Here is a 14795-nt window from a genome sequence, read left to right as displayed (position 1 = left end):
CCCACCGCCGTCGGCCGGCGGCTGGGAGCAGACCGCCGGCCACCCGCCCACGCAGCCCTGCTGGCGGTACGCGAACGGGGAGTCACCCATGCGGTCGACGGAGTGCCCGGCGCGAGCGCTTGCCGGCGCGTCGGGTCGCGTTCGGACCTGTCGCCGATCGGCACGTCCATTTGGATCTCCCTGCCGTGAGGTTGCCGCTGGCCCACCGGCGCACCGCTGGGGATCGGCGCGTCGGCACATCCAGGCTGGCTTGGGCGGTGGACGGATGGAATGTCTCGCCGGTGCACCCGCAGTGCACCTGCCGTCACCACTGTGCGGGCTACCATCACCCCCACCGATGACTGTCCGTTCCGGAAGGACGTGCGATGGCTACGGTGACGACCTGGACCGGCCAGGACGCGAACGCGCTCCGGAGTGCGTTGCGGATGAGCGTGACCGCCTTCGCCGAGCACCTCGGCGCGGCGCGGCGGACCGTGGCCAAGTGGAGCAGCCAGGGCGACAACGTGCGCCCCCGCGCGGACATGCAAGCCGCGCTCGACACCGTGCTGTCCCGAGCCACACCTGAGGTACGGGAACGCTTCGAGGCGCTACGGACGGCTGGCACCAGCGGTGCAACTACGGGTGCCGCGCGACCGCAAGCTGGCGCGCATGCGGATACTGGCGATGACGGAGATGGTGGCTCGGGTTCGGATGGTGACGTGCGACGCAGAGATCTCCTACGCAGGGCGGCGATCAGCGTTGCCGCCGCACCCAACGTCGCTCCGCTGCTCGACGCGCTCATCTCGCCCGCCCACTCGGACGGTGCGGCGCTGTCATTGCCGCAGTTCTCCCGGGCCGTCGCCGCCGCCAAGATCGACTATCAGGCCTGCCGGTACGGACGCGTACTCGACCGGCTCGTGACGCTGCTGCCGTCCCTCGAGGCGGTGAAGTCGGGCGCTGAGTGCGAACAGCGGTCACAGGTCGAGGTCCTGGCCGCCGATCTGTACCACGTCGTGGGCAGCGTCCTGCTCAAGGTGGGCGATCGCGGGATGGCCCTGGTGGCGGCCGAGAGAAGCACCAGGGCCGCTGCCATGAGCCAGGACCCGGTGGCGATCGCCGCGAGCGCCCGGATCATGACCCACGCGCTGATGGGCAGCGGTCACGACGCCCAGGCAGTGGCCCTCGCCAGTAACGCGGCCGACTCGCTCGACCGGGAAACCCGCCTCGCGTTGACCGATGCGGTAGCCGTCTACGGCGCCCTCGTCCTGCGAGGAGCCATCGCCGCCGCCCGCGGAGACGACCGGGACACCGCACACGCGATGCTCGATGAGGCAACACGCGCGGCAACCCGCCTCGGCTACGACGGCAACGACCGGTGGACCGGCTTCGGCGCCACCAACGTCCTACTGCACCGGGTCAACATCGCACTGACCCTCGGCGACGCCGGAACAGCCATCGCGATCGCCCGCACGGTGCGGCTGGAGAAGGTAACGCTGGCCGAGCGCAAAGCATCCCTGTTCGTTGACGTGGCACGCGCCTACACCCAGTGGGGCCGCTACGAGCACGGCCTCAGCGCGCTGCGCACCGCGTACGAAGTGGCACCCGAAGAGATCCGCTGCCGACCGACAGTCCAGCGCATCGCCAGCGACCTCACCGTGCTCGCCACCGGCTCTGTCCGCACCGCGGCTGCCGGCTTCGCCCAAAGCACCGGGATCCGGTTGTGACCGGCGGCCACCTCCAGATCGTCGTCTGCGGCGCCGGTCCTGCCTCTGACGTGACCCACCTTGTCAACGCCGCACAGGAGCGATTCTGGACAGCGGCGGTCACGGCGACGCCGAGCGCGATGGACTTCATCGAACCGCGGCCGCTCGAGAGCCTCACCGGTCATCCGGTCCGGTCGACGTACCAGTCGTCGCCCCGCACCCGCCGGTCGCTTCCCGCCACCGACGCCCTGGTCATCGCACCCGCTACCTACAACTCGATCAACAAGATCGCCCTCGGCCTCGCCGATAACTACGCCATGACCTCAGTCGCCGAACTGATCGGCAGGCAGGTGCCGACCGTCATCGTCCCGTTCGTCAACGCCGCCCTCGCCGCGCGGGCGCCGTTCCGGCACGCCGTGGCCAGCCTCCGCGACGAAGGAGTACGCCTCCTGCTCGGCCTCGACGACCAGTGGGAACCGCACCCGCCCGGCAACGGCAACGAGCGGCAGAAAGCCTTCCCCTGGACGGTGGCTTTCGAGACAGCCGCCCAGCTCGCCCACGATTCTCGACCGGCCGCTTCCGGCCACACCTGACCGCAAACGAGCCAGCCAAGGTCCAACGGCTCCCGAGCACCCACCGAGCGACCACCACCAACCCCGAACACGGAAAAGGCCCCAACCCAGCGTGAAACACCAAGTCAGGGCCTTGATCACCGTGTGCCGCCAGGGACTCGAACCCCGAACCCGCGGATTAAGAGCCAGCGTCGAACCAATGCCTCGCGTGCCTGTGCGTCCCACCAGTCCACGCATCGGCAGGTCTCGGCTGATCCCACCGGACGCACATACCACACAATCCATACGACGCCGACCCTGTCCACGGCGACCGAGCACCCGCCGAGCACCCCGGATGTGCGACCATCCGGTTTCCGGGAGTGTCAGCCATGAGCGGTCGATCAGCCGTTACCTATACACGCCCATCATCGGTGCCAACCAACCCGAAGCGAGTACGAGGACATCGCTCGCCAGCCCGTCACCATGATCAACGACGGAGTTGGTGGCCGGGGGTGCACACCACTTGGATTATCGGACGTTGCGGCGAGACCAACCCCAGACGCCAGTCAGTCGAGGAACCCAGTCACCGGACCCACACCGGTCAGAAGGCCGGCAGCACGACCGTAGCGGACCATCTCCTGGTCGAAGTTCATGTGCCGGTCGCGCATATGTGCGACGCCGGGGTCGTCCGGGAAGCCCCGGTAGGTGGCGAACATCGCTCCGGCGCGCTGCGCAGCCAACAACCCCGTCAGCGCCGACGCGCTCACGTCGATGACATTCGCGGACCAGGCAGCCTCGTCTCCGTGCATGCTCATGCTGTCCGACAGGCCCCACGCGCGGGCATGCGCGGTCCCGGACAACAGGTCGTAGAGGGCGGGCAGGTCACCGAACGCTTCCGGCACCAGAGTGCTGACCTTCGTGCCCGTCGAGGTCTCCTCGCCACCGCGGACCACCCGCACGCCCTTGAGGCGTGTGCCTGGCCGATCAGCGATTGTCTCGATACGCGCATCCTCCAGCCGGTCAAGGAGTGCCTGGCGCCGCCGCTTGATGCCGTCGCCGGGCGCGGCCATGTATGCGGCTGAGGGAACACGCTGGGCGGCCCTGATCGCGAGGGTCGCGTCCTCGACCAGAAACGCGACGCCGCGACCAAACCGGGTGACAAACGGCTCGCCTTCAGCGAGCAGCCACCACAGCCATGACGCCGACTCGACCGCTCCGCGCGTCAAGGCTGCGTGCGCGTAGACGGGAGCGCCCTGCTTTCGCACGTGGGTCAGCAGCAGTCCAAGGGCGCGAACATGGTCGGCGACATGCACCCCCATGCTCATCGCGGTGAGCACGCAGTCGCGCCAGATCTGCCGGCGGGCCTGAGCACGGACCATCGTGTTGAGCGCCCAGTCGTCGCGGCTACACCACGCGTCCGGAGCTGGGGTCGCGTTATGCACTCGGGTCAGGGTCTGCTGCAACGTGTCGGCCTGCTGCTGACAGGCGCGGGCCGCGCTCAGCAACAGCCGCATGGCAGGGTCCGGCACCACTTCCCCCTCACTATCCGCCACCGTGGAGGGGCGAACGAGGTCATCGTGCATCTGAGCACCGGTCTGGCACCTGCGGCTTCTGCGCCCGGGCGTGGCTTTCATCCTGCGGTGGCGAGGTAGTTAAGCAGGGTTCTGGACAGCGGGGCCGCGCATCCGGTGTCGGAGCAGGGCTGATCACAGCTTCATAACGTGAACGCGAATCATTGACGGTTCGTCGCTGCTATGCGCCGGTAGTGGCCTCACGCAGTCTGCGGAGGCGATCGAGGAGCTGAGGCGGCTTGGCCCCGGAAGCATGTCTCTGCCGCGCGAATCGTTCAAGCACGGCGGCCTCGGCAGCGGGGTCACCCAGTCGGGCGAATATGATCGCGGCCCTCTCGTAGTACCAGGGAGCCACCCCGTATCCGTTAATTCGTGAGTCGTTCTCCACCGCGTCGATGCATCGGACAGTCAGGAGCAGCGCCGCGTGGACGTCGTTCTTCTGCATCGTCATGATTTGGTCCGTGAGGGTGTGCGGCTGGCGGCCGTCAACCAGGCCATCTGTCGTAGGCGCACACCACAGTGGGAGGCTAGTGCTGTCCGACCACGTACGGCCGTCTCCGCCGCTGACCTTCTCGGTCCAGCCCTGGCCGTCCCAGAATCGGTAGGTCCACCGCCCTGACGGGTCCAGGTACCAGCCAGCGATGACCTGCGGTACGCGTTGAGTGGGCACGTGCGCCGCAGCAGCCGGTGTCGGCACCGTACGGGGCCCGGTCCCTTCAGCGCCCACAGCGGCGGCTGTACTGCCGGCCTGTTGGGATGCCAGGGAAGGCGTGGCGGCGGCCCCGAGTATGTCGTCGAGGGTCAGATCGGAGCGGATAGGTACGGCGAGTTCGCGTGCTCGCGCGACCTTCGGGTTGTCCTGGTCAGCGGCAGCGACAACGGCGGTAACGACGTTGCGGGTCAGGTTCAGCGCCAGAACGTACCCAGCCCGGGTGAGGTGATCACGGACGTCAGCGGACACGGACGGGCTGCACCAGACGCGTTGTCCCCTCTGCTTGGCAACCTGGGTGCGGTCCGTGGCTTCTAGATCGGGGGCGGTTAGGTCCGCGAAGTAGTCCGGTTCGCCGAGAAGTTGCGCGGCCGTGACGAGTTCCCGGTACTCGGTGCTGGTCAGGATGTCGTCAGCGAGTGCGGCGTCCCGCAGTCCGTCAAGGTAGCGGTGGTGCAGGTCCCGCACCTGCTGGGCACCCATGCCGGACTGCCCGGCCAGTCGTGCCAGCGCCTTGGCCTCGACGCCGGTCAGCTTTCCGTCGCTGAGTGCGCTTCCGACCGCCGCGAGGTACGCCTCGGCGGACGCGGGGTCGGCGTCGCTAGTGGAGTAGGGCAGTTTCCCAAGCAGCGAATGGATCCAGCCGTTTGCGCCCTTGCGAAGGCCGGTGGCCCGCGTACGGGCCCGGGTGTGGCGCGGGTACTGCGGCATCGGGACAGGAGGGGAGGGGAATCGCAGGGCGGGCGCGTGGGCCAGAAGTCTGGGTAGAAGCTGGGCGGTTGCCCGGGTGTCACCGAGAGCGGTGTGGGCGTCGTGCAGGTCGATGCCGTACACGCTGCAGCAGGAGACGAGCTGGAAGTTTGGCGCGGCCAGGACCTGTCGGGCCAGCCGCAGAGTGCACACCGCCGGCAGGGGTGCGGTGCTGATGCCGACTCGAGCGAACTCCTGCGCGATGAACCCCTCCTCGAAGCGGGCGTTATGCGCCACCGCCACAGCTCCGTCGAGCCTGGACAGGATCTCCCCGGCCACGTCCGCGAACGTCGGCGCTCCAGACAACATGTCCGTAGTGATGTGGTGAACGAAGGTTGGACCTGGGTCGCGGCCGGGGTCGACGAGGGTGGCCCATTCATCGACCGCCCGGCCTTTTTCGATGCGGACCAGGGCGATCTCCACGATCCGGTCGGACGTCGGTGACAGCCCGGTCGTCTCCACGTCCACCACCACGAACGGGACCTCACCCAGGTCGACACCTTCCCTTCCGCCCGCTGACCCGTAGGCGAACAGTCCGACCTGCGACATGTGTACCTCTCTATCTCGGCAATTCGGCTCGATCATGGCTAGAGCGGCTGGCTCCAGCGACGGATGCTCATGACAGTCGTCGGTACGGAAGCTGGACGAGTGATCCGTTGGACGCGCCGGCTCGCCGAGCCCGAGCCGTCCAATTCCTCGCTATGTCATGTGGTCGCGACTGGTTGCTCCTGTGCCTGGGTGAGGCTCTGCCGGTACTCCAGGGCCTCCGGAACCTCCTCGTACTGCAGCAGGCTGCCGGTCAACGCCAGCAGGTGTTCCTTGGCCTCCTCCGGCGTGGCGTAGAAAAACTCGCGACGATGGTTGACCAGATTGACCCGCCGGTCGGCCAACCGGGCGTGCATCTGCGCCTCGATGCCGACAGCATCCTCGGAAAAGAACAAGGCGTGGACGTCGAAGTTGAATGGCACCGACGCATCACTGAGTTCGCGTACCCGGTCCAGCGGGTCCAAGCGACGGGTCATGCCCACCTTGACCATCTTCTCGCCGAACGCACCGAGGTTGGAGATCACGTACACGTAGCCAGCCCGGACGTTGGCGGCCCGCCGGTCGACATCCTGGATCGCAGTGTCGATCTGGGCCAACCGATCCTGCATCTGGGCGGCACCGTCAGCATCGCCCTTGGCCTGCAAGGCCGTCAGGGCGTTGGCATAGTGCTGGCGTTCCTTGTCGAGCCGAGCGCGTTCGCGTTCGATCTCCTGCTGGGCACGTCGCTCCTCGCGCAGCCGGGCCTTCTCCTCCCGTTCCCGCTCCTTCTCCTCAGCCAGCTTCTCCTGGTAGTCGGCGGTGAGTTCCAACTCCTTGACCCGCAGCCGGTGGTACTCCTCGGCGATCCGAATGTCCATCGTCTTGCCGAGCTTGGCGATGGTCGCCGCCACCTTCCCAAGCCGCTCCACGGCCGAGTCAAGTTTGTAAGGCTTCAACCCCCGTACCAGGTTGTCAGCCTCGGCGTTGTAGGCGCGAAGCATGAGCTTGGAGAAGTCCCGGACCATGGCGCGGCCCTCGGCAGCCGAGCCGTTGACCGTCCATCCGGTGGCAGCCTTGACCGCTCCCCCATCCTTCCTGGTCATAGCCTTGATCTGGTCCTGAAGCCGGCTGAGCTGGCCCTGGTAGGTGACCGCGTCCGACAAGGGATGCCGGTACCTATAGACACCAGCTTCCTGCAGCAGTGCCGTCTCCTCGGTGACCACGATCTGCTGCCGGAGACCGCGCAGGTGTCGATCGAGTTCAGCCTTCTCAGCTTCGCCCTTCGCTGTCAGGTCCGCGATCTCACGACTGAGTCGAACCCGGTGCTGCTCCAGCTCGATCGCGGACAGCACGCCGAGCCGTGACATCTCCGCCCGTAGACCCGTCAGCTCCACGCGTACCTGAACTAGCTCGCCGCGGAGCTGCGCATTCTCCACCGCCAGCTCACGCGCCTTGCCCCGGGCACCGAACAGAGGAATGTCCGGACTTGCGTGGCGCTGCTGCGAGACAACGACTGCGGGAGCACCAGCAGCCTGCGGGGCAGCCGTGACGGGCTCAGCCGGGGCCGGAGCTGGCGATTCCGAGATCCATAACTGCCACCCCGGCGGAGGAGGGCCCCAAGCGGGATCCGGTGTCCAGCCCGAAGGCGGGACCCATCCAGCAGGCGGCGTCGGCCAGTTCGGTGGTGCGTTGAAGCGGTATCCCATTGTTCCCCCAGGCTTCACCACGGCCCGACGACGGTAGCGCCGTAGCCCTCGGGCGGACATCGACGACTCAGATCGGCTGGTCAGCCATCCAGACGGCCACGAACGCCCGAGTGGGGACTTCAGTCTGGTTACCGACAGAAATGAGCGTCGGGAGACAAGTCAGCCGGAGCGGTGCGGGACGCCGTGGGCGGCCTTGAGGTTCCCCCGGTAGCTAGGAGGCTTTCGATCATGCTCTGATGGAACTAAAGGGAGTCATCCGTGGCAGCACCGAAGAAGTACCCCGATGAGCTGTGTGAACGTGCGGTGCGCTTGTATCGGGAGTCAGACCCGAAGCCCGAGATCCGCTAGCTGGCCCGCCAGCTTGGGGTGCATCACGAGGCGTTGCGCAATTGGATCCGCCAGGACGAAGCCGACCGCGGTCAGCGTGACGACCGGCCGACCCCTACTCGGCATCACCTGACGGCTTTGCCGGGGCTCTGCTACAGCCCGTTGAAGGTGTTGTGCTGGACGTTGTGGTCGCCGACTTGCAGACCCCGGACATTCTCCAGCCGGACGTCGCGTGCGGCCGGGTTCGGTGATCGGCCGGCTCGCCGGTCCAGCAGGGCGTAGAGGACCTCGGCCGAGGCACGGGCCGCGAACCGCTTGTAGCGGTCGTCCTTGGCCGGGTCGGCGTGGTCCATGACGCCCTTGACCACCAGCCAGTCCGGTACACCCTGGGTCTCGGCCACGGTGGCGATGGTCGCCGCCTCCATATCCAGGCCGGTGACGGTGCGTACGCCCATCGCCGACAGCCGCGCCCACGCTTCGCCGTCCTTGGCCACGTAGCTCCCACTGGCCATGGGCGCCACCGCCACCGCGAACGGCAGCTTCGCGGGCCCGTACACATCGTCGTAGCGGGCGCGCTCGATGAACGTGCGGCCCTCCTCGGTCAGCACCCACTCCACCCCGGGCCGGACGATGTGCCTCCGGGCCTCGATCGCCTCCGGCCGTTGCGGCCACGTGCCCGGTGGGAAGTAGCGTTCGAACGCCGTGTGCTTCACCGGGTCCTGATCGAGGAGCAGCCGCTCCAGCAGCCAGAGGGCGGCCTCCTCCTCGGTTGCGGGGCCGTAGCTGGGCAGCCCGCTCGGAGGATTTAGCTCCTGCGCAGCGCGGATCCACTTCTGGTCGAGCTGGTACTGCCGGTGGTCGCCGACGAAGCCGTCCATGGTCTGCTTGCCCTCGTCGTACTCGTACGTCATCTCGACCACCACCACATCGCCCAGCGCGACCTGGCCCGGATTGCCCGCGCACACGCCGGGCATGGCCAGGCAGCCCGGACGCAGCCGGTCGACCAGCGCGGTGGCCGCGACCCCAGTCGGGCGGCCGCTCATCCGGACCGGCCGGGCGAGAGCCACCGACAACCGCCGGCCGTCGGAGCATCGGTACTCGCCCCGCAGGTACGGATGCGGGTCGTCCTCGTCGCAGAGTGTCCAGTCCTCGATGCCTGCCTTAGCGGCCTCGTGCTCCAGCGGGATCGCCGCGACGATCAGAACGTCCACACGGTCCATGTCATCTCCATGGTCACCACTCGATTCCGCGTCGCCAGACCTCGGCGTCGTGGTCATGATCGCGGCTCTCCCGCTCGTACGTGCCGGCCAACTGCCGGAGGATCCGCTGCGATCGAGGCCATCCCTCGGCCTGACGTTCGTACTCCCGAAAACGCTCGACCAGGGTCCGCTCCTGAGCGCCGCCGTCCCGGAGGCTACGCCACGTCACCCCGCGCCGGTTGTAGAGGCCGCCCCAGAGGCCACTGTCCATCGCGTCACTGTCGGCGTCCTCCAGCACCTCGCGTACGGCCAGCGGTGGCACCGAGCCGTCCTCGTCCGGCTCGGCGAAAGCGAGGACGGCGCCGATCTTTCCGTCGGCGAGGCGCAGCCGGCCGGAGGCGGACAACCGTCGTCTTGCCCCCTCGACCCAGGCCGCGAGGGCGTTGGCGTCGATGGTCCCGTCCGGGCCGGTGCCTGGGCAGCGGCGCCACGAACGCAGGACCTGGGAGATGGCGCGGATCCGGGCGACTTGGTCCGGGTCGTCGACGGTCTCGTCGGAGCCCTCGGCTCGGAAGGCGGTCTCGACGAGCTCGGCGAAGAAGGCCGGGTCCTCGGCGAGGCGGGCGTGGATCGTCGGCGTACGGGCGTCGTATCGCAGGAGCGGGACGAGGCTCAGCTCGATCTCAGTCACCCGATGCGGCCCGAGCACGTCCCGATGACGTTCGAGCAGCTCGACGACGATCTGCAGGTCGTATCCGGACAGCCGACGGTCCTCCTCCGCCGACCGGACGAATCCCTCGCAGGCGGTGGCCGCCTCGACGGCGACCTCGCGCGTGTCGACCTGTTCGGCGTACATCGCGATCAGGTCCAGGGCCGCCGCGAACCGGCCCACGCTGATCAGGCCGGCCGCCGCCTTCGCGACACCGGTGAACTCGGGGCCGAGGCCGTTGACCCCAAACTCGCGCCAGTAGACGGCGGCCTCCTCGGGGCCGGGATCGGTGTTCTCCGGATCGCGCTGCGCCAGCAGCAGCCTCGCCCGCGCAGTCGGATCCGACGTGCGGTCGAGGTAGTCGGCGCCGCGCCGGATCCGCAGCGCGAAGTACTCGAACGCGATGTCCGGCCGGCTCGCCGGGCGGTCCTCGGACAGCCAGGTCAGCAGCACGTCATTGTGCTCGGTAGACGGCGACTGGGCGAGGGCGGCCCCGATCAGGTCGCCGTTTCCGGTCCGGTCAGCCAGCGCCACCAGTGCGTCGAGACCGCCGGAGGCCAGGATCCGCGCCACCGCCTCGGCTCGTAGCCGGGACAGCTCGGTGAAGTACTCCGCGCTGGATCGTCTCCTCGCGACGCCCTCCGGCTGGGGCCACCGGTTGCCGAACAGCCAGAACGTCTGGTCGGCCGGTTGCGACGGCGCGAGCGCGTCGGCGGCCCGCCGGAACGGCGCGAGTTCGTCGGCCGACATCGCCCACGGCGCGTCGCCGACGTCGGTGTGCAGAGCGATCAGTTCGCGGAGCGCCTCGAACAGACGCCGCCGCATGTCCTGGTCGTCGATCGACCCGGACAGGGACATCAGCCGTTCCACGAAGCCGGAGCGCTGGTCGTCGGGCAGGTTGTCGGACAGCGGGACGAGGGCGAGCGCGCGTTCCGGATCGTCGTCGAGGTCGTCTAGGGCCAAGCCGGCGACGTCCCGGAAGGCGTCGTAGGTCTCGGCCGGCGGCGGCGCCTCCGGTATCGGCCAGTCCCGCAGGAGCGGCGTCGGGTGGAGCGTACCGATGGTTCCGTGACGGGCCGACCGGAGCAGGTCGAGCAGCAGCGTCCGGGCGACCTCGGGCTGGTCGCGGAGCATCCGCTTCAGTGCGCGCAGCCGGACCGGTCGGGGTGCGTTGGTCTGGGGCCGTGTGACCTCGAAGATCTCGGCAAGCGAGACGCCCGGCCGGTCCGGCTGATTGCTGCCCGGATCAGCCGCGGCCATACGGGCCAGAGCCTCGACCGCACCACCGAAATGCTCGGTCGGCCAAGCGAGGAGCTCCAGGGCCGCCCGCGAGGAGGCGCGGCCGGTCCGCACGGCGTCGAGGAACGCGGTGGGGGATGCCTCGGCCAGATACGTCAGCACGTCCGCAAGGGAGACGTTCGCCTGGCTCATAACCTCGCGCACCACCCCGTGCACGAGGTCGGCCGAACCACCGCGGACCGCGAGGACGACCAGCGACTCCGCGATGCCGCGCCGGATCGCCACCGACCCGCCGTGCGTGGTGAGGACGCGGACCGCCAGGCCGGCGAATGCCGCCCGGTCCTCCTCCGTGAAGCTGGGCGCCAGCAGGACGATGGTGTCTTCGGGCGCCTGCACGTACCACCGCTGCCCCAGGTGCCCGAGCATCGCCGTGTCCGGGTCTGCGGCCGCCTGGGTGGAGATCTCGGCCATCTCGGCGTTATCCACCCCGGTGAACTCACTGACGATCGCCCGATCGCCGTCGTGATCGCCGTGCCAGCCGCCCAACAGCGCCAGCCGCCTAATGCGGACATCGGTCGACCGGGCCCAAGGCGGGATCGCGAGCGAGCGGTGTTTGGCCAGGGCCCGCCACAGCTGGCCCAGCCCACGCCGGGCCAGGATGCCGAGGGACCGGGCCCGGTCCGGCTCGATCGAGGCGGACAGGTGTCTCTCGACCTCCTCCTCGTCGAGCGCGGGCACTTTCACGGCCGGGTTCGGCACGAGCTTGCCGTACACCAGGATGGTGTGCGGGCGCCGGAGCGGGATCTCGTTCAGCGGCAGGCTAGTCGGCACGGCCAGGATCCGCGGGTCCTGCGCCGCCAGGTGGGCGCGGAGGGCCGCCTGATCGTCGATCAGCAGCGTGCGAATGCCCAACGGCGTGCCGTTCAGGGCCGCCGCGATGAACGCCTTCAGCTCCAGCGCGCCTAGCTCGCCTCCGACCTCGACGACGGCCGGGCCGGTGTCGAGCGCGGCGCACAGGGCGGCGGCCTGCTCCGGGCGCCCGGCCAGCACGATCTCCACGCCGAGGGGCGGGTCGGTGAACGGCAACCATGTGTCGTTCCACCACTCCGTCAGCGGCACGCCGGGCGTGGGGAGCCCGTAGTAGTGGTTGTGCTGAGTGTTGCCGTCGCCGATCTGTACGCCGGAGCTGTTGCTGATCATCGGATCCCCAAGCGGGTTAAAGCTCAAGTTAGGTCGCCGGCCGGACCAGCGCGGCCCGCGCGGCCTGCCCATCAATGGCATGCCTGGCGTCGAGGACGCCGAGAAGGAGCCGGCACAGCGCTGCCTGGACGTCCCCCCTCGCTCATCTCTCGCGGGCTAGATCGGCGTAGCGAATTATCTGGACGGCGAGGGTGGCTATCGCCAGCGCCTCCACCACGGACGCGGTCATGAGATCGCCGCGGCGCGGCCCGGCGACCCAGTAGATCACCAGGGCTGTCAGCGCCGGCACACAGAACGTGCCTAGATCGACGGCAAGCTGAAGATGCTTCCGGATGAGCCGGTCAGGATCGGAGCGATGTGCCACCTCCCACCCGAAGACCGCAGCCGCCTCGTCGCCGGTCGCCCCAGACAACTCGGACAGCTTCGGCGCCACCGTGAGCCGCAGATAACGCCCGATCGCTGACACCTTTTCGTCGTTTACCAGATACGTCCATCCGAGCACCAGGCACACCGGCGGGAGCAGGAGAAGCAGGCCAAGATTTCCCTTGGGAGTCAACGTCGCGCCGACGACGCCAGCCATCGAGCCGAGCGTCGCGTAGATCAGGTTGTCCCGGAAACCGATGCGCGTCTTCTGCTCGTCCTTCAACCGTTCGTACTCGACAAGGAGCAGCTTCCCGGTCGTCACTGATGCGTCGGTCACTCGTCGATTGTGGCGTGTCAGGTCCAGCCCTGCCCACTTAGCCGCGCCAAGATGATCTTGCAGGCCGGGACGGGTGCGGCAATCCAAGTCCGCGTTCGCCACCCTGGCTGGCGTCCCCTCACTACAGCCGGTGTGGCAACCCCACCCAGCACGGGCTCAGCCGCAGTGCGACCGACTTCTCAACGGAGTCTTCTACACCCTCACGCTGGCCTGCATGGCCCCGACCCCCGCACCTGCGCCTACGTCACCCGCCGCACGGCCGAAGGCCGCACGAAGCGCGAGGAAATGCGCAACCTCAAGGCTGCACCTGCCGGTAGCTCTTCAGGGATCTGACCAACCACCCAGCCCACCAGCCTCGGTCTTTCATTTGGGCGGCTGTCCATAGCTTTTGTTCGATGAATCCGGTTCGGGATTCGCGTGCCAGTTCGCTGGCATGCTGACGGCCCGGCGCTGGGCCGGGTTCCTCCGTGTTGCTGATCGGGTGTGGGGTTGCTGGGTCAGCCGGCGGGTCGCGGCAGTGTGGCGAGGCGGTTGAATGCGCTGGTCAGAGCGCTGGTCCAGGGCCAGTTGGCGGCGATGGCGAGTCGGGTCCGGCGGGCGGTGCGGGTGAGGCGAGCGGCGACGTGTAGCAGTCGGTAGCGCAGTTTTTTTGGGTTCCGCGCGGGCGAGGTCACCGTCGAGGAGCAGGGTTTGGGTCCAGGCGAGCAGGTCGATGCCGGTCAGTGCCAGTTGGAGCCAGGCCTGGTTGATCGTGAAGACCCGGGACGGGAACCGGCCGAAGCCGGTGTCCTTGCCGGTGCGGATGCGGTCTTCGACGCGGGCGTGGGCGCGGTGCCGGGCCTCCAGGTGCTGGATGCCGCCGTTGCCGGGCGGGGTGTCGGTGGCGACGACCTGGTGCCGCCAGCCTTCGACGGTGTCGAACAGTGACAGCTGAGCGCCGGGATGGGGGCGTTCGCGGCGGACCAGGAACCGGGTGCCCTGCGGCCAGCCAGCCGCCTCGAACAGGCCGGTGATCTCGCAGACCTCGGCGTGTTCCCGCAGGCCGCCGTCGGTGTCGACGGCGGGGATCCAGCCGGTGGCCGCCTGGATCGCGGCCCGGACCGGTTCGGTGATCGCGGCGCCGACGGAGAACCGGATGTCGAGGTGCTGCTCGCGCAGGGATCGGATGTGGGCGAGGAAGCCGTGGCTGGAGCCGGCTGCATCGCTGCGGAGCAGGATCGGGGTGCCGTGCCGGACAGCGTCGGGGATCTGGGCCATGCCCCTGGTCCAGGATGGTGATGTGATCGGCGGTGGTGTTCGAGCCGGCCCGGCCTTCACGCAGCATGCCGGCGAGAGCTTCGCCGGTGTTGTCCAGGAAGCAGAGCAACGGGTGATAGCCGAAGGTCTTCTTCCACGTCCGAGTCGCTGATTCCTTCTCGGAATGGCAGATCACGATCGTCGCGTCGATGTCCAGGACCAGGCCGTCGACCTGCCGGCCGGCCGCGTTCACCGCGGGCAGGTCACCGTGCACGTCGGCGTGCTGGGCCCAGACGACCTCGCGGGCCCGGGCCCGCGCGGCCCGCAGCTCGGCCAGCATCGGCTCGTCCAGTTGGGACAACAGTCGCCACGCGGTCGGGTCGGAGGCGACCAGCCCGAACAGGGCGGGCTGGTCACGCAGCACCGCCAAATCGGCGATGGCCTCACCGCCGTCGGCGAGCATCACCGCCAGATCCACGGCGACACGGCCCGGATCGTGACCACTGCGCCGTTGCCGCAGATTCGCCAACGCAAGGCTGAACGTGCTGGTCAACCCTGTTACGTCGGCCAGATCGGCGAGCAGGCGGGCGCCGACGTGCCCGACTACACCCCGCCCGCCGCCGGTCACCATGATCTTCGGACGTGTTGCGGTAGCCTTCACCCAGCAAGTGCCTTCCGTGACAGGAACATC

The 14795-nt window shown here is 68.6% G+C and carries 8 protein-coding genes and 2 pseudogenes; 3 read left to right on the top strand and 7 right to left on the bottom strand.

Annotated features, from left to right (window positions below):
- Positions 1 to 365: 365 nt before the first annotated feature.
- Together AB0H57_RS29340 and AB0H57_RS29335 are read left to right on the top strand one after the other, a co-directional pair.
- Positions 366 to 1703: a hypothetical protein gene (locus AB0H57_RS29340; protein ID WP_357511915.1), complete on the top strand. Its 1338-nt coding sequence runs from the start codon at positions 366 to 368 to the stop codon at positions 1701 to 1703.
- Positions 1700 to 2275 carry a flavoprotein gene (locus tag AB0H57_RS29335; protein ID WP_357511914.1) on the top strand — a complete coding sequence of 192 codons (576 nt, stop codon included), beginning with the start codon at positions 1700 to 1702 and terminating at the stop codon, positions 2273 to 2275. Before AB0H57_RS29340 ends, AB0H57_RS29335 begins: the two co-directional genes overlap by 4 nt.
- 524 nt (positions 2276 to 2799) lie before the next feature.
- Here the strand turns inward: AB0H57_RS29335 and AB0H57_RS29330 are convergent.
- The 3 genes from AB0H57_RS29330 to AB0H57_RS29320 form a co-directional block, all read right to left on the bottom strand.
- Complete coding sequence (locus AB0H57_RS29330) at positions 2800 to 3747, bottom strand: hypothetical protein (protein WP_357511913.1); 948 nt, start codon at positions 3745 to 3747, stop codon at positions 2800 to 2802.
- A 238-nt stretch (positions 3748 to 3985) separates the two neighbouring features.
- On the bottom strand, positions 3986 to 5848 hold the full coding sequence (locus AB0H57_RS29325) for an exonuclease domain-containing protein (protein ID WP_357511912.1): 1863 nt from the start codon (positions 5846 to 5848) through the stop codon (positions 3986 to 3988).
- 119 nt (positions 5849 to 5967) lie between these two features.
- Complete coding sequence (locus AB0H57_RS29320) at positions 5968 to 7224, bottom strand: DUF4041 domain-containing protein (RefSeq protein ID WP_357511911.1); 1257 nt, start codon at positions 7222 to 7224, stop codon at positions 5968 to 5970.
- Between the two features lie 618 nt (positions 7225 to 7842).
- Here AB0H57_RS29320 and AB0H57_RS29315 point away from each other — a divergent pair.
- Positions 7843 to 7929, top strand: a pseudogene (locus AB0H57_RS29315) (transposase); the annotation flags it as partial.
- A gap of 44 nt (positions 7930 to 7973) precedes the next feature.
- Here AB0H57_RS29315 and AB0H57_RS29310 read toward each other — a convergent pair.
- The 4 genes and pseudogenes from AB0H57_RS29310 to AB0H57_RS29295 form a co-directional block, all read right to left on the bottom strand.
- A complete protein-coding gene (locus tag AB0H57_RS29310; protein WP_357511910.1) occupies positions 7974 to 9041 on the bottom strand; it encodes a hypothetical protein in 1068 nt (355 codons plus the stop codon).
- A gap of 13 nt (positions 9042 to 9054) precedes the next feature.
- Complete coding sequence (locus AB0H57_RS29305; RefSeq protein ID WP_357511909.1) at positions 9055 to 12168, bottom strand: hypothetical protein; 3114 nt, start codon at positions 12166 to 12168, stop codon at positions 9055 to 9057.
- A 142-nt stretch (positions 12169 to 12310) separates the two neighbouring features.
- Positions 12311 to 12868, bottom strand: a complete 558-nt coding sequence (locus tag AB0H57_RS29300) for a hypothetical protein (protein ID WP_357511908.1) — start codon at positions 12866 to 12868, stop codon at positions 12311 to 12313.
- A 497-nt stretch (positions 12869 to 13365) separates the two neighbouring features.
- Positions 13366 to 14735: pseudogene (locus tag AB0H57_RS29295) on the bottom strand (IS1380 family transposase).
- Between the last annotated feature and the right edge of the window lie 60 nt (positions 14736 to 14795).

This window comes from Micromonospora sp. NPDC050686 (assembly GCF_040654475.1).
Lineage (GTDB): Bacteria > Actinomycetota > Actinomycetes > Mycobacteriales > Micromonosporaceae > Micromonospora.
This window is presented reverse-complemented; position numbering and strand designations above follow the sequence as displayed.

Coding starts and splice junctions, on each gene's coding strand:
- AB0H57_RS29340 (WP_357511915.1), top strand. CDS start 366: ATGGCTACGGTGACGACCTGGACCGGCCAGGACGCGAACGCGCTCCGG.
- AB0H57_RS29330 (WP_357511913.1), bottom strand. CDS start 3,747: ATGCGGCTGTTGCTGAGCGCGGCCCGCGCCTGTCAGCAGCAGGCCGAC.
- AB0H57_RS29325 (WP_357511912.1), bottom strand. CDS start 5,848: ATGATCGAGCCGAATTGCCGAGATAGAGAGGTACACATGTCGCAGGTC.
- AB0H57_RS29310 (WP_357511910.1), bottom strand. CDS start 9,041: ATGGACCGTGTGGACGTTCTGATCGTCGCGGCGATCCCGCTGGAGCAC.
- AB0H57_RS29305 (WP_357511909.1), bottom strand. CDS start 12,168: ATGATCAGCAACAGCTCCGGCGTACAGATCGGCGACGGCAACACTCAG.